17 protein-coding genes are annotated in these 15,321 nt (G+C 69.4%); 4 read left to right on the forward strand and 13 right to left on the reverse strand.

Annotation, left to right across the window (positions count from 1 at the left end):
• Positions 1–206: 206 nt before the first annotated feature.
• The 7 genes from OG782_RS01175 to OG782_RS01205 all read right to left on the reverse strand — a co-directional run bounded on the left by OG782_RS01175 (position 207) and on the right by OG782_RS01205 (position 6,864).
• Positions 207–1,385, reverse strand: a complete 1,179-nt coding sequence (locus OG782_RS01175) for an acyltransferase family protein (RefSeq protein WP_406447410.1) — start codon at positions 1,383–1,385, stop codon at positions 207–209.
• Between the two features lie 613 nt (positions 1,386–1,998).
• Positions 1,999–2,511: a DinB family protein gene (locus OG782_RS01180; protein WP_406447412.1), complete on the reverse strand. Its 513-nt coding sequence runs from the start codon at positions 2,509–2,511 to the stop codon at positions 1,999–2,001.
• A 64-nt stretch (positions 2,512–2,575) separates the two neighbouring features.
• Entirely contained in the window at positions 2,576–3,379 is an 804-nt protein-coding gene (locus OG782_RS01185) for an aminoglycoside N(3)-acetyltransferase (RefSeq protein WP_406447413.1), read from the reverse strand.
• Between the two features lie 448 nt (positions 3,380–3,827).
• The gene (locus OG782_RS01190; protein WP_406447415.1) at positions 3,828–4,514 is read right to left on the reverse strand and encodes a hypothetical protein; all 687 of its coding nucleotides are present in this window, start codon (positions 4,512–4,514) and stop codon (positions 3,828–3,830) included.
• Positions 4,515–4,517: 3 nt separating this feature from the next.
• Entirely contained in the window at positions 4,518–5,108 is a 591-nt protein-coding gene (locus OG782_RS01195) for a sigma-70 family RNA polymerase sigma factor (RefSeq protein WP_406447416.1), read from the reverse strand.
• On the reverse strand, positions 5,105–5,311 hold the full coding sequence (locus OG782_RS01200) for a hypothetical protein (RefSeq protein ID WP_406447418.1): 207 nt from the start codon (positions 5,309–5,311) through the stop codon (positions 5,105–5,107). Before OG782_RS01200 ends, OG782_RS01195 begins: the two co-directional genes overlap by 4 nt.
• Before the next feature lie 443 nt (positions 5,312–5,754).
• Positions 5,755–6,864, reverse strand: coding sequence for an alkene reductase (locus tag OG782_RS01205; protein ID WP_406447419.1), 1,110 nt, complete (start codon positions 6,862–6,864; stop codon positions 5,755–5,757).
• Positions 6,865–6,923: 59 nt separating this feature from the next.
• Here OG782_RS01205 and OG782_RS01210 point away from each other — a divergent pair, with 59 nt between their 5' ends.
• Positions 6,924–7,301: a MerR family transcriptional regulator gene (locus tag OG782_RS01210; protein WP_406447421.1), complete on the forward strand. Its 378-nt coding sequence runs from the start codon at positions 6,924–6,926 to the stop codon at positions 7,299–7,301.
• A gap of 82 nt (positions 7,302–7,383) precedes the next feature.
• On the opposite strand, the gene OG782_RS01215 is transcribed toward OG782_RS01210, so the two are convergent.
• The 3 genes from OG782_RS01215 to OG782_RS01225 form a co-directional block, all read right to left on the reverse strand.
• Positions 7,384–7,725, reverse strand: coding sequence for a DUF5713 family protein (locus OG782_RS01215; RefSeq protein WP_406447423.1), 342 nt, complete (start codon positions 7,723–7,725; stop codon positions 7,384–7,386).
• A gap of 151 nt (positions 7,726–7,876) precedes the next feature.
• The gene (locus tag OG782_RS01220) at positions 7,877–8,554 is read right to left on the reverse strand and encodes an isochorismatase family protein (protein ID WP_406447425.1); all 678 of its coding nucleotides are present in this window, start codon (positions 8,552–8,554) and stop codon (positions 7,877–7,879) included.
• An 84-nt stretch (positions 8,555–8,638) separates the two neighbouring features.
• Complete coding sequence (locus OG782_RS01225) at positions 8,639–9,631, reverse strand: GlxA family transcriptional regulator (RefSeq protein ID WP_406447427.1); 993 nt, start codon at positions 9,629–9,631, stop codon at positions 8,639–8,641.
• A gap of 170 nt (positions 9,632–9,801) precedes the next feature.
• Here OG782_RS01225 and OG782_RS01230 point away from each other — a divergent pair, with 170 nt between their 5' ends.
• Positions 9,802–10,185, forward strand: coding sequence for a VOC family protein (locus OG782_RS01230; RefSeq protein WP_406447428.1), 384 nt, complete (start codon positions 9,802–9,804; stop codon positions 10,183–10,185).
• A 309-nt stretch (positions 10,186–10,494) separates the two neighbouring features.
• On the opposite strand, the gene OG782_RS01235 is transcribed toward OG782_RS01230, so the two are convergent.
• From OG782_RS01235 to OG782_RS01245, 3 genes are all read right to left on the reverse strand, one after another.
• Positions 10,495–11,085, reverse strand: coding sequence for a hypothetical protein (locus tag OG782_RS01235; protein WP_406447430.1), 591 nt, complete (start codon positions 11,083–11,085; stop codon positions 10,495–10,497).
• A 311-nt stretch (positions 11,086–11,396) separates the two neighbouring features.
• Positions 11,397–11,864, reverse strand: a complete 468-nt coding sequence (locus OG782_RS01240) for a sulfotransferase domain-containing protein (RefSeq protein WP_406458779.1) — start codon at positions 11,862–11,864, stop codon at positions 11,397–11,399.
• Between the two features lie 359 nt (positions 11,865–12,223).
• Positions 12,224–12,559 (reverse strand): ferredoxin, encoded by a 336-nt coding sequence (locus OG782_RS01245; RefSeq protein ID WP_406447432.1) that lies wholly within the window; start codon positions 12,557–12,559, stop codon positions 12,224–12,226.
• 698 nt (positions 12,560–13,257) lie between these two features.
• On the opposite strand from OG782_RS01245, the gene OG782_RS01250 reads away from it, so the two are divergent.
• Positions 13,258–14,202: an aKG-HExxH-type peptide beta-hydroxylase gene (locus OG782_RS01250; RefSeq protein WP_406447434.1), complete on the forward strand. Its 945-nt coding sequence runs from the start codon at positions 13,258–13,260 to the stop codon at positions 14,200–14,202.
• Entirely contained in the window at positions 14,199–15,311 is a 1,113-nt protein-coding gene (locus OG782_RS01255; protein WP_406447436.1) for a YcaO-like family protein, read from the forward strand. The genes OG782_RS01250 and OG782_RS01255 overlap by 4 nt, the downstream gene beginning before the upstream one ends.
• The last annotated feature ends 10 nt before the right edge of the window (positions 15,312–15,321 follow it).

Below are 15,321 nucleotides of genomic sequence, written 5' to 3' on the forward strand. Positions count from 1 at the left end.
AGGGTGTCCGACCCCACCCGTTCGAAATCCCGGGGGCCTTGCTTCGCATCGTTCTGGGCTCATGCCCGGATGCCTCACCCCCTTGCCCCGCTGGTCATCCGGCAACCTGCGTCTGAACTCCGTGCGCGACACATCACGCCGGGGTGCCGTACGGCACCCCGGCGCATTCGTCGCCTTCCTCGCGCACGAACTCCCTATCCGGCCGATCAGTTGATCCCGGCCCGTCGCGACCGGCTGTACCGGCGCACGAGGGGGTTCTCGATCCAGGCGTAGAGCCCCCAGGACATCAGCACCGAGGCGAGGGCCGCGCCCACCAGCATCGCGATGGTCGTGGTGGTGGAGAACATCTGGTCCTCGCCCAGCGCCCAGCGCAGCGAGCACAGCACGATGTAGTGCAGCAGGTAGAAGGCGAACGAGACCTCCCCGAGCCAGACCATCGTCCGGTTCCGGAACAAGGAGGCACGCCCCTCGACGTCCGCCGTGGCCGCGGCGGCGATCAGCAGCACGATCGGCACGATCATCACGGCGCGCTGCCCGTAGAGGTACGGCACATGGAAGGTCAGGACGTACGAGCCGGCGAGCAGCAGGCTCGACCAGACCATGCCGATGTTGCGCCAGCGCCCGTGCTTGACCGCGAGTGCCACGAGGATGCCGAGGGCGAAGTCGACCATCCGGACCGGAGGCAGTACGTAGCTGAACCAGTACTGCGAGACCGAGCTCTCGTGGCCGCTGGGAATCCCGGGGGAGCTCGGGAACAAGGCGTACGCCAGCGCGGGGGTGGCCACCACCGCGGCGATCGCCCCGGTGATCCAGTACTTCAGGTGGCGGGTGTCGATACGGCGGAAGGCGGCCAGCAGCATCGGGAAGGCAAGGTAGAAGACCGCTTCCACGGCAAGCGACCAACTCGGTGCGTTGACACTGAAGTTCGTCATGTACTCGGGCCACCACACCTGAACCATGAACAGGTTGGCGATGGCGACGCCGACCGAGGTGTAGTACATGGCGAACAGCGAGACGGCCAGCGCCCAGGTGACGACGTACATCGGATAGATCTTGACGTACCTGCGCCGCCAGAACGCCTTCGCCGTGTCCTTCTCCCGAGCCGACCACGTCAGCACGAACCCGCTGAGCACGAAGAAGAAGGACACACCGAGCCCGCCGGCCTGCGTGAACCAGCCGGCCAGCCTGTCAGCGGTGCCGTCATCGGCCAGCAGCCTCAGCGGAGGTATCGGCAGGAAGGAGTGATGAAGGAACACGGCCAGCGCGGCGGGGAACCGCAGGCCCGTGAGAGAGGGCAGCCGGGAGGCCGAGGCGCGCTTCGGTTCGACGGCTTCGGGGCGCTCACCGGGTGGTGCCGAGCGGGTGACGATCTGGTCCGTGGCCATGGGCTTTCCGTTCTCGGGGATGGTCCTGCAGTGGTGTGGTGCTGCAGGGATGCGGGACTGGGGCGGTCCAGCGAACGGTGCGACTCGACGGGGGCAGTGAGCGACCGCGCACAGGTGGCGGGCGCGGGTGGCGTGCCGGCGGCGTTCCCGGCCCTGCTTTCGACCTGTACGGCCCCGCTCTGACGGGCTGCGCTCGCGGTGGCCGAGAGGACCCGTTGCCCCGTCCACCAGGACGGATGCCGTCCTCCTCGTCAACCGCGAACGCGGCAACCGCCTGCCGCGCCGCTTGCCGAACGACACCGGCCCCGGACCGGGCGCGGCCGCGCGGTCCGGTCAACTGAGTGGCCGGCGCCTCCAGCTCCGGCGCGGCGGCCCGGGCGGCTTCGACTGCCGCGCGGAGTTGGTCACTTCTGTCATCAAGTGCTGCTTCCTCGTAGGGAGTTACACAGCCTTGTTGTACAGTCGCGCGCTCGTGGAGCGCTCAAGACTGTCTATGGAGTGACTCGCGCCGACCGGGGTGACCACAGCCGGGCAGGTCGTTACGGATTCGGCGCCGGCCGGCGACCGGTGCCTCCTCGCCGTCGGCTACAGGGCCAACGCCGCCTGATCCGCGCTACACGCCGGTGGCGCCATCGATGCGTTCCCGCACCAGATCGGCGTGGCCGTTATGGCGGGCGTACTCCTCGATCATGTGGACGTAGATCCAGCGGAGGCTGACGTCCTGCTCCATGAAGCGACCGGTGTCGGACGGGGCACGGTCGGCGCAGAGCTCGCGAGCGCGGGCGATCTCCGCGTGCCAGGCGGCCAGGGCGTCGCCCAAGGTGGCGCCCGAAGTCAGCTCGAAGCCGCCGTCCACACCATCCGGGTCGGCCTGCGGGTCGAAGATGGGCGGAGCCTGTTCGCCGGCGAACACTCGGCGGAACCAGTTCCGCTCCACCTCCGCCATGTGCTGGACGAGGCCGGTCAACGTGAAGCCGGACGGCGGCACGGACGCGAGGGCCGCCTGCTCATCGTTCAGACCCTCACACTTCATGGCCAGTGTGGTGCGGTGGAAGTCGAGCCAGCTCTCGAGCGTGGTGCGCTCGTCGGCGTTCAGGGGCGGCATCGGGCGTTCGACGGTGCTCATTGGTCGATTATCACCAGCGGTCTGCGGACCTGGACCGGGACCGGGCCGCCGCATCGATTTGCGCTTACGGCCGGTGCACCGGGAGCCAGGCCTCGGCGTGGGCAACAGCGTCGGCGAGAGTGAACAGCCGGGCCTCCGCGGCGCCCACAGTGCCTCGTACCACGGGGCCCTCCTTCTCGAAGGCGGCACCCAGTTCGTCGAAGCGTTCGGCGGAGGCAGGCGTGTCGGTCACTGTGGTCCAGCGGGCGCCCTGCGGGGTCATGACCGCGAAGGCGTTCTGCGCCTTCGGTCCGGGCACTCGGTACTCCGCCAAGTGGAATGCCGAGCAGGCCTCGTAGCCCGCTCCCAGCAGGAGAATTCGCGCCCCGCCATCCTCGAGCCGGGCCAGCGGGCTCTGCTCGCCGAAGCGGCAATCCAGTGCGTGGCCGTCCACGATCGCACCGGCGCGCGGCCCCAGAGCCGCGAAGGAGGTCTGCGGATGGCTGCTGCGAAGCGCTCCGGGCCAGTTGCGGACGGTCTCGGGGATGACGCCGACACCCAGGCTGGGTGTGATGTGTGCGTCGAAGTGCGGCATGGAGGCGCGGATGTCCGCCCACCAGGCCTGCGGAACCGGCGGGTTTCCCCAGTCGGCCGGATCCGAGTTGCCCCCGGAGTGTGTGGGCACCACCAGGGTTCCGTCGCGCCCGAGGGCGTCGAGCAACGCCATGACAACGGCGACCGGTCCGCCGCAGACCCACCCCAGCGAGCTGAGCGACGAGTGAACGAGGAGGGTCTCACCCGGGCGTACGCCCAGGGTCCGCAGATCGGCAGCGAGGGTGGCGCGCGTACAAAGGGGTCCGGCTGGTCCGGTCCCGGGCTTGGTAGACATAGCCGGTCAGTCTTCACGTTCAAAAGGCTCTGTGCCATTGAGTTTTCGGGCCCTGCGGGACGGGCTGCCTGCACGGTTCGCTTCTCGCGCAGCCGTGTGTGCAGGAACAGACGGGGAGATGACTTCCGCCATCGCCCTGCCGTCGGCACCATGGCTGCTCCCCTCCTGCCGCTCCCTTGCTGCTGCTCCCCTCCTGCCGCTCCCCTACTGCTGCTCCCGGACGACGCTCTCGAGCGGTCCACCGTGGTCGCCAACAGCACGATGAACCGCGAGCGGGGGCTGGCCGGGGTCAACAGCTACGCGCGCGAGCCCGGGTTCGCCCCGCTCGCCCACCTGTCCCCCCGCCCGATGTCCCCCTCCCGGCTCGACCGGTGCAGCGGGGAGGGCCGCGCCCCGCAGGATGCGGGACAGGCGCAACGGCCTGTCCCCCGAGACGCCCCCGCGGGCCTCACAACGCGTCCGCGAGTTCCACGATCTGGTCGGCGAGGTCGGGGTCCGGGTGCGGAACGCTGCCGAAGTCGTCGTCCTCCTCGATGGTCAGGCGCTGTACGGCGGCGCGCAGTTGCGGGCTGGGCCGGTGATCGCGCCCCTGGCCTGTGGCGTGGCGGACACTCAGCCGGCCCGCCCGGATCGCGCCGCAGTCGAGGGCTGCGGCCTGTTCCGCCCAATGGGCGGCATCCCGGCGCTCACCCCGGCTGAGGTGGAGGAGGTGCAGGCAGTAGGCAGCGGTGGCGTCACCCGCTCCGGCCGCGAACTGCCACCAGAACTGCGCGGCTTCCGTGCACCCGGCGAGGCTGAGCAGGCAGGCGAACTGCAGGGCGCCTTCCGGGTCGATGCGCCGCGTGTTGGCCAGGCGGGCCAGCTGAGCGGCGGCTTCCACACCGTGCAGCGCGTCGGCCGAGAGCATGTCCAGGTCCTGTCTCGCCTGGACATGGAGGGTGGGAATCGAGCTCGCGGGGGTGGCCGGGTGGGAGCGTGCGATTCCGGCGAGCCGGGCCGTCGCGGTGTCGTACAGGAGCGTGTCGGCGACGCCCCGGGCGATCTGCCGCTTGGAGGCGGCGAGGTCGTAGTCGGCGAAGGCGTCGGGGATCACGGCATCTTCCAGAACCTCATCGATGCTGCGCGGAAGTGGCATGGGCTATTCCTTCTCCTGGCCGGCGGCCGCGTACAGCGGCAGGGCGAGCTGTTTGGCGATGCGTCGCCTGGCCAGGCGCCGGTGGGAGCGGACGGTGTCGCGTTCGACGCCCATGATGTCGGCGACCCGGTCGGAGGGGTAGCCCAGCACGTACAGCAGGACGATCACGTCGTACTGCCGCTCCGGCAGGGCAGCGATCGCCGCGTAGAGGCCGAGGGACGTCTCCATGACCGCGAACTGGCAGCGCACGGACTCGAGCACGGCCCTTGCGGTGCGCTGGAAGGCCGCCGTCTCGACCAGGCGCGGTTCGCTGCCCGCAAGCCTCAGGTGGGTGTCCACCCGGGCTTTCAGCAGCGCCCACGCGTACGCCTCCGGGCTTTCCTCCCGCATGACCCTGCGCCAGTTGAGGGCCAGGTGCGAGAAACAGCGGCCCACGACCGCCCGGGACGCTTCCTTGTCGCCGAGCATCGCATACGCGTAGTTCAGATAGGCCTTCACATACAGGTCGTGGAACGCCTCCAGGGCTGGGGGAAGGGTGCAGATGTCGGCCACGAACTCGCCGTGCTCATCGGGCGGGGGAAGGGCTGCGGTCACCGCTGCGCCTCCTCGGTGGAGTCGGCGTCGACGACCACTTGGGCCGGGTAGGCGCTGCGGCGGCGGTGGTCCTCCATGAGCGCGGTAGCGCCTGCCCTCACACCGGCGCCGAGCGCACGCCGCGACAGAGAGCGCAGATCCGGAGCGAAGACGCGCACGGCGGTGGCGACCACCAGCAGAGCGAGCATGTCGTGAGGCGTCACGGGCTTCCTCCCCTTCTTCGGCAGCACCGTCAACACCCCACGACGCCGGAGGACTTCGATGTCCTCGAGATGCAGCTTTTCGGACCGCAAGGGTCAAACGTGCAACGCCTTCCGAAGAAAAATGCACCGTGAGTGATCTACTTCTTACGTTCAGGTAGTCATTTTCGGCCCATCGGTCACGTCCGGCAGCGAGTCAGACTTCACCGCACATCCGTTCGACCTGCACCGATGCCTACCGGAGCCGCGCCCCGCAACCACTTCCCGTCTCAAACCCATCGTAGCCGACTGTGACTCAGATCACATGACGTCGGGTGGCCGTCGCCGCGCTCCACACATTGCGCGGCTCATACTCCGTCGACGCGCACTCCACCAGCGGCGGCACAGGCATGCCATCCCTCCCGCACCCGCGTCGCGAAGTGCCGCTACCGCTACCGCTGATGCTGTCAGGCATGGACGGGGTAGTCGTTGTACCCCTCCGCCCCCTGCACGTACATCAGGAACTCCGGCCGGACCGCGTTGAGCGGCACGCCCGTGCGCAGCCGCTCGACGAGGTCGGGGTTGGCGAGGAATCCGCGGCCCAGCGCGATCAGGTCGGCCCCCTCCGCCAGCAGCCGCTCCCCCCGCGCCATGCCGCCGTCGGCCGCGACCTCCTCACGCGTGAGCACCGGGTTGGCGATCAGCGTTCCGGGCCACGCCTTGCGGATCGCCGCGAAGAGCGGACGGTCCGGATCGGCATGGACCAGATGCAGATAGACCGGGCCGACTTCCGCAAGGGCGGGAACGAGCGCCGCATAGATCTCCTGCGTGTCACCCTCCTCGATGCCATTGACGCCCGTTCCGGGTGAGATGCGTACGCCGACGCGCTCCGCGCCGATCGCCTCGGTGACAGCCCGCACCACCTCGACGGTGAATCGGATCCGCCCCTCCGCCGTTCCGCCCCAGGCATCGGTCCTGCGGTTGGTGTTCTCTGCCAGGAACTGGTGCAGGAGGTGGCCGTTGGCGGAGTGCACCTCCACACCGGCGAAGCCCGCGGCCACCGCGTTGCGGGCGGCGTCGGCGAAGTCTGCGATGGTGGACCTGATGTCCCCGTCGGTCATCACGCGGGGCTCGACGGCGTCCTCAAGGCCCATCGGGGTCTGCAGTGTCTCCGGGAACCGCACGGCGGACGGCGCGAGCGGGATATGGCCGCTGGTGCCGGGGTGGCCGACCCGGCCGCCGTGCTGCAACTGGAGGAACATCCGGCCGGCTCCGTCGACGGCGTGCACCGCCCCGGTGACCCGACGCCATCCGGCGATCTGCGCCGCGCTGTGGATGCCTGGGATATGGGGATAGGTCTGACCGACGGCGTTCGGCGTCGTCCCCTCGGCGATGATCAGGCCGGCCGAGGCGCGTTGCGCGTAGTGGGTGGCCATCAGCTCACCCGGGACGCCGTCGGCGGAGGCCCGGTTACGCGTCAGTGGTGCCATGACGAGGCGGCTGGACAGTGTCAGCCCGCCGAGGCGAGCGGATTCGAACAGTCGGGATGTGGTGGGAGCCTGCTGTGTGTGCGTCATGCCGGTAACGTAGAACCTGACATTGATGTCAGGTTCAAGTCGTGGTCTGGGGTGGGTACATGCGGATCGGGGAACTGGCGGCTCGCACCGGAGTCGGCGAACGTTCGCTGCGCTACTACGAACAGCAGGGCCTGCTGGCCGCCGACCGTACGCCGGGCGGCCACCGCGACTTCCCCGAGAGGGCCGTCGACCGGGTCATCCGCATCCAGGAGCTCTATGCGGCAGGCCTGCACAGTTCAAGAATTGCGCGCATTCTGCCCTGTATGCGGGATGAGGACGGTGGCCCGTCGCTGCGCGCAACCCCCGAACTGGTCGCCGAACTCACCACGGAGCGGGACCGCATCGACCGGATGATCAATGACCTGCTCCGCTCCCGCGAGGTCCTGGACGAAGTGATCGACACGGCGTCGGGCCGCACCCCCGCCGGTCCGGCGTAGCTGCGGTCCCCGACGCCGTGTCGACGCGGGAGCGCCGTCCGGGCGGTTACCCGATCCGGCGCCCCACTCGTTCGGTCAGGTGTCACCACTCGCGAGCGGCGATGAGATTCTCCACATCCGCGTCCTCGAACCCGTAGGCCGTCGCCACGGTCCAGAAGTCCTCGGCTATCTCCTCGCGAGCGACGGTCTCGATCTCGCTGCCCGCCGCCTCGAACTCGGCCTCCAGAGCGTTGAACGCCTGTGTCGCCACCTCGGTGAGTACGTAGAGCGCCGCCAGGTCCGAGGGCTTCTCCGCCTCGATCCGCTCGCAGAGATCCAGCAGGATCCGCCGGCCCCTGTCGACGACGTGATCCGGGAAGTATGCGTCGTCGTACAACCCTTGCAGAAACGCGTGCCCCTTCACCTGCTGGTTCGCGATCGACACCGTGCATCCCCTTTTCCGTGGAGGAACCGACCTGCTCATCCTGCACGACGCCACTGACAACGCACCGGGTCCGAGCGGCCGAGAAGGCCGGGGACCCGCCTGGAGAGCCGCCGGGAGACCCGTCCTCGCGCGGCGGGAGCACGAAGCGGCCTCAGGCGGGGAGCGTTTCCACGGTGGGGACGACGATGCCGAACAGGTCGGTGACCGCCGTGAGCGCTGCGGTCTGGAGGGTGGCGGCGGGCAGGACCGTACCGTCCGGGGCGGCGAGAGCGCGGGTGGCAGTCGCCTCGGCGACCACAGTGGGGCGGTATCCCAGATTGAAGGCGCCCTGAGCCGTGTAGTTGACGCACATGTGGGTCATGAAGCCGGCCAGGACGAGGTCCTTGCCGCTGCCGGCGGCGGCGCCCAGAGCGGTCAGGGTCTTCTCCAGTTCGGTGAGGTGGAAGGAGTTGGGGAACTGCTTGACGACGACCGTCTCACCCTCCGCAGGGGCAACCTCGTCGCTGATGGCGCCGATGTGCGCGCGGATGTCGTACGGGGTGTTCTCCCCGCCGTCGTTGATGACGTGCACGACCGGGATACCCGCTTCCCGGGCGCGCTCCAGGAGCCGGGCGCCCGCTGCGAGCGCTTCCTCCGCACCTTCCAGGGCCATGACGCCGGTGCGGTAGGTGTTCTGGAAGTCGATCATGATCAGCACGGAGTCGCTCAGCCGCGGCGGCCGGGAGTCCAGACCGATCGCGTCGCGCAGGGTCGTGGAGGGCTGGACGGACGGGGACTGAGTGGAACGAGTCCGAGCGGTAGGGGTCTGGGCAGCCTGGTTCTGGCTCATTGTGTGCCTTTCCTGAAGGGATTGAGGCATGGCGGTGCTGTCCGTCACGCCTGCGTACGGAGAAATGTCGTCGGGAACGAAGGGTCAGGTGGTCCGGGTGCGGAAGCGGCGGCGATAGGCGGCGGGCGTGGTGGCGATCTGCCGTTTGAGCACGCGGTGCAGGGTTTCCACCGAACCGAGCCCGGACGCAGCCGCTACCCGGTCGAGGGAGTCGTCGGTGGTCTCCAGCAGACGCCGCGCCACTTCGGCCCGGGCCGCCTCGACGTAGGCGGCCGGGCTCATCCCCGTCTCCTGCTTGAAGACGCGGGCGAAATGCCGCTCGCTCAGGCACATCCGGGCCGCCAGCACTTCCGCCGAAAGGTCCCCGTCGAGATGGTCGGCGATCCACAGCCGCAGGTCGTCGATGTCTCGGCGGGAGGTGGCAGGCCGGCTGAGCGGGACGGAGAACTGGCTCTGACCACCCTGCCGCTTGAGATACATGACCAGTTGCCGGGCCACGGCCAGGGCGACGTCCTCGCCCTGGTCCTCGGCCACCAGAGCCAGCGCGAGGTCCAGACAGGCACTGATGCCCGCCCCCGTCCACACACGTCCCCGATCGGTACGGACGAAGATCGGGTCCGGGTCGACGGTGACCTCCGGATGGTCCGCGGCGAGCTGGGCGGCGGTCGACCAGTGGGTGGTCGCCGTGAGGCCGTCGAGAAGTCCGGCCGCGGCCAGCAGGTGGGCACCCACACACACGGACGCCACCCGCCGCGCGTGCGGCGCGGTGGCCTTCACCCATGCCACGACGTCCTCGTCGACACGGGCGACGGGACCCTCGTCGGTCATGTCGACCGCACCGGGTACCAGCAGCGTGTCCACCTGTCCGCCGACCTCGTCGAAGGACAGATCGGCGAGCACCCGCACGCCCGCCGACGTCCGCACCTCACCGTCGGCCGGCCCGGCAAGACGCACCCGGTATCCGGCGCGGCCCGCGGTCTCACGGTTGGCCAGGGCGAAGACCTCGGCCGGACCTGCGACGTCGAGGAGATCGACATCGGGGAAGACCGCGATGACGACACGGTGCGAAGGGGACATGGCTCCATCCTCACCGCCGTCCGGTATGACCGCAATGACGATCCCCTGTCACATCCGGACACCCGCAACCCGGCAGCGCCGGAGCCGTGCGCCATACGCGATCGGTGTGCCGGCGGCGTCCGGGCACCCCGGGGTGGCGGACCGGACAGTGGTCGGGCAGGCTTCCGCTCATGGTCTCGGTAGTGCAGAACGTGGCGATCGATTGTGCGGATGCCTATGAACTGGCTCGATTCTGGAGCGAGGTGACCGGGTGTCCGCTGCACCCGGAGGACGGGCCGGGCGATCCTGAGACTCAGGTGACGCTGCCGGAGGGTCCGGTGCTGTACTTCAATCAGGTGCCCGAACCGAAGGTGGTCAAGAACCGCATCCACCTGTGTCTGCGCCCGGAGACCTCGCGCGAGGAAGAGATCGAGCGACTGCTGGGACTGGGGGCCGTCCTCGTCGCCGATCGCCGAGAACTCGACGGCGGGGGGTGGGCCGTCCTCGCGGACCCCGAGGGCAATGAGTTCTGTGTACTGCGCAGCGCGTCCGACCGCGCCGCAACGTCTTCCTGAGGCTCACGCGCCCAGGGCCGGACGTGGATACGTGCCGGCCGCCGGACCAGCACGGAATGCAACGGACGGGGTGCGCGGCCGTTCCTTTCGGAGCCACGCACCCCGTCCCGCTTCAGCCGCAGGCCGCGTCCACCGCCTCAGCCGCACACCGTGCCGGCCTCAATCATGGGCGCTGCCGTCCCTCCCGGGCGGGCGCTCAGCCGTCGCCCGGGTCCCGGCCCTCACATGCAACCGGTCACCTGCTTGCGTCAGCCGCCACCGGTCACCCGCTTGCGTCAGCCGCCGGCCGGCGCCGATTCTCTGCGTGTGTCAGCTGCCCGCCGGCCACTCCAGCGGGTCCTTGTAGAAGCCCTGGCTCAGCTGGACAGCGGCAGCCTTCTGGCCCTCGGGAATCAGGAAGGCCTGACAGATCTTCTCCGACTGTCCCGGGCTCAGCCTCTTCGCCGTGTCGGGAGCCGGGCAGTTGGGCCAGGTCGCCTCACCCATGATGACGATGAGCGCCTTCGTACGCTCACCCTTGTCCGTCTTGACGACCAGGTCGTCGTCCATGTCCCCGACTTCCATGGCCTTTCCGCTCTTGTGCGTGACGGTCGCCCACACGTACACGGGGACCTGCGGACCGTCGTCCTTGTTCTTGTCCAGGCCGGACTTGTCCATGTCCGCCTTCGTTCCCGTCTCCACCTTCGTGGGCGTGACGGTGAACTTGCTGTCCTTCGACTTCTGCATGGTGCTTTCCTGCGGCGGGCTGGCCTCGCCCAGACGGTAGGTCGTCTTCTCCTTCGAGCTGTCGGAGCCGGAGTTCCCGCCGCCTGCCGAATCCGTGCCGTTGCAGCCGCTCAGTACCACTGCGAGCACCACAGCGCCCATCGCCGCAGGCACGGCGCGAGTCCACGTGCGCATATCTTCCTCGTTCCCCGTTCAACATGCTTGTTCACCCGGCCGGGCCCGGAACTCCCGCGGCCGGTCTCCGCGTTCAAGCGCACGATCCTGCCAGAGGGCGTAGCCCGCTCCACAGGAGGGTCCGGACACCCGTCCGACCGTGCCGGCCCCTTCGGCACACACGACCACCACACCCTGGTGAATCTGATCAATCAGGTGTCCTGAATCAACCTGAACTCTCGTCACATGCCAACAGCCTCGGGGCAGTTCGTCCGCCCGCAGCAGTACCGGTGCCCACACCGGCCCGCGATCCGTTCGCCCCAGCGGGCGCGTCATTGACCCTCGGACATGGCGGGCGAGGACGGGGACCCGGTCCGTTCGCGAAACGCCCCTGCCGCGACGGCCGGATCGCCCGCCGCGAACGCCAATGCGTGCCATTCAGGCACCAGGGCGGCCCTGATCAGGCTGTCGACCTCACCTATCTGAGCCTCTGTCAGATAGGCCCGGAATCCCCCGATGCCCCCGCGGCGGGTCTTGAAGGGCTCGGGGTCGCCCGGCCTGCCGGGCCGCAGGCGCTCCGAGTCGAAGGCGTCGCCGAGTTCCATCGCACGCATGCTTGAGAAGCCGGCGTATTCGACCGCCTTCCGCAGGACTTCCTGATCGACTCGTGGGAGTCCGCAGAATTCCGGGATCCGCGCGACTTCGCCGGAGGCGTCGACCGCAAGACGCTCGTAGGAACTGAGTGGAACGAGCGCGGGACTTCCTGACCGGCGTACCAGAGGTTCCAGAAGGCAACACAGGTCCGCAGACTTCCCTCGTTCTCACCGATGAATTCTCCGAGCGGGCCGGAGTAGGGGTTGTCCGGCCGCAAGCTGCGCTGAAAGTGGTAGGAGACCGTCGTGTCACGCAGATCGCGGGTCAGGAACACGACCCGGCAACTGCGGTAGCGCTCCTTGCCCGTGGACAGTTGGCCGGGCGTGCGACGGCCCACTCGATCGTCGTACCAGAAGGTGATTTCCGGGATACGCGGATCCACGGCGCTGAACTCCACCTCCCTTCCCAAATCCAGGCAGTCGTTCGAGACGCACCCGCTCCGACCTCGGCAGAAAGTCGGCCGCCTACCGCCCCCCCCCCCCCCCCCCCCCCCAGGCGACCAGGACTACTGACGCCTTTCCTCCTCGGGAAAGACCGTGAGCCCGGTGCTCACCTCGACTATCGACACAGCCTCCACGGGGCAGGTGTGCGCCGCGTCCAGCAATCGATCATCACGGGATACCTGGGCAGCAGTCGGTCGCGATCGACGGGAACTGTCGATCGTGAAGTGGTCGGGAGCAACACTCGCGCACACTCCTGAACCGATGCAGCTACCACTGTCAACGGAGAGCCGCCAGTCATCCGTCATGCCGTTGCTCCTTATCCATGCGATATCGATCCGCTGTCTTTCTCGGCCGGGTGGTGATTCCCCGACCACATACATGCGGAATGACTCAGTCATACATTTGACGGAACGGGAGTACGACGCTGAAGGACGTGCCGTATCCAAGTTATCCGTCTCTTCTGCAGGGCGAAAGGCCGCCGCATCCGGCCATGTTCAACTCGTCCGGGCCGAGGCGCCATGGCCGAGATCGGCTCGCGGATCAGCGTCATGCACGGCCGTCACCGAACATCCTGGTCCTCCCACAGGCATCGCCATCCGTCGATCCGGCTGTGGACCGGATCTACCGGACAGGCGCTGCGGGACGGCCACGGGTGGCGTGGACCTCGGGTGTTCAGCGGCAGGAGGTACCGCGGCCGGCAGCGGGCGCGGGCGCTGCGCCGGCTCCTCGCGCGCCATCGGCGCCCGCAGCGCTCAACACCGGCTCCGGCTCTGTTCGCAAGCCGCACTCCGGACTTCATGCTGTCGTCCGGATACTCATCGTGACCGGCCACGCTCCCTTGGCGGCGGTATCTCCGCCTCGGAGGATGACGCTGCCGGTGGATCCGACCGAGCACGGTAGGGCCGGTGCAGTGAAGGGAGTCCTCAATGAACGAGGAAATCGAGATCGAGCAGCTCGCGGACGAAGACCTTCCCGAGCTCGCGCTGATGGTCGACATCCCCTCGCGCGACTGAGTCATCAACTGTGCGTATGCACTCCGTGCGGCGGGCCCTTCCGGCCCGCCGCACGTCGCTGCCGAAGACCCGGAAGGGGAAGTATGCGCGTCGAGCCGGACGCCAGGGGTGCCGTCCACGAGCGGACACAACTGCTGCATCGCATGCGGCGAGTGCTCGAGCGGGCGGAGCTGACGCCTCCTGGGCTCGACAGGCTGCACCGTCCAGCAGTGGTCGAGGTCGTCCACATCGCCCAACGGGCCCTGCGGTCCGGCCCCTTGGACGCGGCGCAGCACCGGAAGCTGACAGCAGGACTCGCACGTGTGACACCGTCCGCCTTCGGGCCGGCCGACCCGAAGGGCCACCTGAGTCGTAGCGTGGCCCGCGCGCTGCGGTCGGTCCCGGTCCATCAGGGCGCCGACGGACAGCCGGTCACGGCCGAGGTCGCCCCCTGGCAGGAACACGAGCGCGAGGCACTTGCGCAGGCAGTCGCCCTGCTGAACCGGGTCTGGCCCCAAGCCGCCGCCGAGGTACGGGAGACAGTCGCCGAGATCGCGCTGCTGGACGGCGAGGCGATCGACGGGTTCACGGACTTCACCATCCACGGCGCCATCCTGGTCAACCGGGTCCGCCTGACCGCCGGCGCCACCGGACTCCCCGGCCCCGTACGGTTCGCCGAGGCGCTGGTGCACGAGGGCGCACACACGAGGTGCAACGCAGCGGCCCTGACGGACCCCTTCCTGCTCCCCGACCGGCCCCAGGGGCCGGACGCTTCGGACCGCGGCGGGCAGCTGCTGATCGCGACACCGCTGCGGGCCGACCCCAGGCCGCTGACCGGTCTGTTCCAGCAGACGGTGGTACTTGCCCGCAGTGTGCTGCTGTACCGGCGGCTGGCGGGTCTGGGCCAGACGGTCACCGCCCGGCACGAGACGCTCCTGGGCTCGGCGCACCAGGCCGTCGACACTCTGGGCACCCACTCCGGCAAGCTGACCGCACACGGACGACGCCTGCTGGATGAGTGCGCCGGCGTTCTCGGGGTGTCCGCGTGACGTCATGGGCTCCGCAGGTTTTCGCGCCCTATCCGGATCAGCCGGGCATCCTGTTCGCCAGGGTGGCGGCCCGCTCGGCTGCGTTCGAGGGAACGAGCGCGGCCGGCGGGGCACCGGTGCTCGTCGGCAGCGCCGCAGGACATGACGTGGGCCGGATCACCCTGAGCGCCCGCGGCGAACTGCTGGAGCGGCTCGGCAACGTGATGGCGGGACGGGAAGCCGAGGCTGCCCCCGAGCAGGTGGTGGGTACCCGTGAGGAGCTGCGCCGCACAGGGATACCCACCGTTGAACCGCAGCCCGGAGCGGACACCAGACGGCTGTGGGTGCACGGCCGTACGGTCCGAGGGGCCGAGGCGTTCGTCCCGGCCGGCACGGCGTTTCTCCACCACCGGCCGCCGGCCGGATGCGACGCCGCGCAGTCGTCCGGGTCCACCGGGATCGCCGCGCACCCCGATCTGAGGTCGGCGGCCCGCCACGCGGCCTGGGAAGTGCTCGAACGCGACCTGGTGCGGCGCAGTTGGTACGGGCTCGCGGACCGGCCGCCGAGTCTGATCCGGTTCGTCCCCTCGCCGCCGCTGGCGGGGTTCGTCCAGGCCGGTGGGCTGGTGACGACGGCTTTCGCCGTCCCTGCTCCGGCCGGGGTCGCCTGCGTCGTCGTGTGCCTGCACCGGCCCGACGGCACGGGGCAGGCGTTCGGTGCCCGCTGCGGGCCGGCGGACACCGTTGGGGCCCTGGCCGAGAAGGCTGCCTACGAGGCGGTCATGGTCCGCTGGAGCATGCGGACATCGACCGCCAGGGCAGCCTGGGAACAGTGGCGCGGCGCGAGCCCGCCCGCAACCGCCGTCCAGCACGCGCTGTGGACGTACCACCGCCAGAACAGCCTGCGGCTCTGGAACGTGTCGCGGCAGACGGTCGACCAGCCGGAGGGCGGCGTGCGGACAGACCCGCTCGACGTGCTCGCCGGGCACTGTGGCCATGAGGTGGTCCTGGTCGAGACCACCGCCGCGCCGGCCCGCGACGCCGGGGTGCGGGTGGTCCGCGTGCTCGCCCCCGGAACGCTGCCGCTGCCGTCCGGCCACGGCACCGGCCATCCGCATCCCTTCGGCTAGGCCCTAGGAG

The sequence above is a fragment of the Streptomyces sp. NBC_00876 genome (genome assembly GCF_045207435.1).
Lineage (GTDB): Bacteria > Actinomycetota > Actinomycetes > Streptomycetales > Streptomycetaceae > Streptomyces.

What these genes read in the sequence shown, in the direction of transcription:
- OG782_RS01175 (WP_406447410.1), bottom strand. Translation starts at nt 1,385, where the DNA reads ATGGCCACGGACCAGATCGTCACCCGCTCGGCACCACCCGGTGAGCGC.
- OG782_RS01180 (WP_406447412.1), bottom strand. Translation starts at nt 2,511, where the DNA reads ATGAGCACCGTCGAACGCCCGATGCCGCCCCTGAACGCCGACGAGCGC.
- OG782_RS01185 (WP_406447413.1), bottom strand. Translation starts at nt 3,379, where the DNA reads ATGTCTACCAAGCCCGGGACCGGACCAGCCGGACCCCTTTGTACGCGC.
- OG782_RS01190 (WP_406447415.1), bottom strand. Translation starts at nt 4,514, where the DNA reads ATGCCACTTCCGCGCAGCATCGATGAGGTTCTGGAAGATGCCGTGATC.
- OG782_RS01205 (WP_406447419.1), bottom strand. Translation starts at nt 6,864, where the DNA reads ATGACGCACACACAGCAGGCTCCCACCACATCCCGACTGTTCGAATCC.
- OG782_RS01210 (WP_406447421.1), top strand. Translation starts at nt 6,924, where the DNA reads ATGCGGATCGGGGAACTGGCGGCTCGCACCGGAGTCGGCGAACGTTCG.
- OG782_RS01220 (WP_406447425.1), bottom strand. Translation starts at nt 8,554, where the DNA reads ATGAGCCAGAACCAGGCTGCCCAGACCCCTACCGCTCGGACTCGTTCC.
- OG782_RS01225 (WP_406447427.1), bottom strand. Translation starts at nt 9,631, where the DNA reads ATGTCCCCTTCGCACCGTGTCGTCATCGCGGTCTTCCCCGATGTCGAT.
- OG782_RS01230 (WP_406447428.1), top strand. Translation starts at nt 9,802, where the DNA reads ATGGTCTCGGTAGTGCAGAACGTGGCGATCGATTGTGCGGATGCCTAT.
- OG782_RS01235 (WP_406447430.1), bottom strand. Translation starts at nt 11,085, where the DNA reads ATGCGCACGTGGACTCGCGCCGTGCCTGCGGCGATGGGCGCTGTGGTG.
- OG782_RS01245 (WP_406447432.1), bottom strand. Translation starts at nt 12,559, where the DNA reads ATGACTGAGTCATTCCGCATGTATGTGGTCGGGGAATCACCACCCGGC.
- OG782_RS01250 (WP_406447434.1), top strand. Translation starts at nt 13,258, where the DNA reads ATGCGCGTCGAGCCGGACGCCAGGGGTGCCGTCCACGAGCGGACACAA.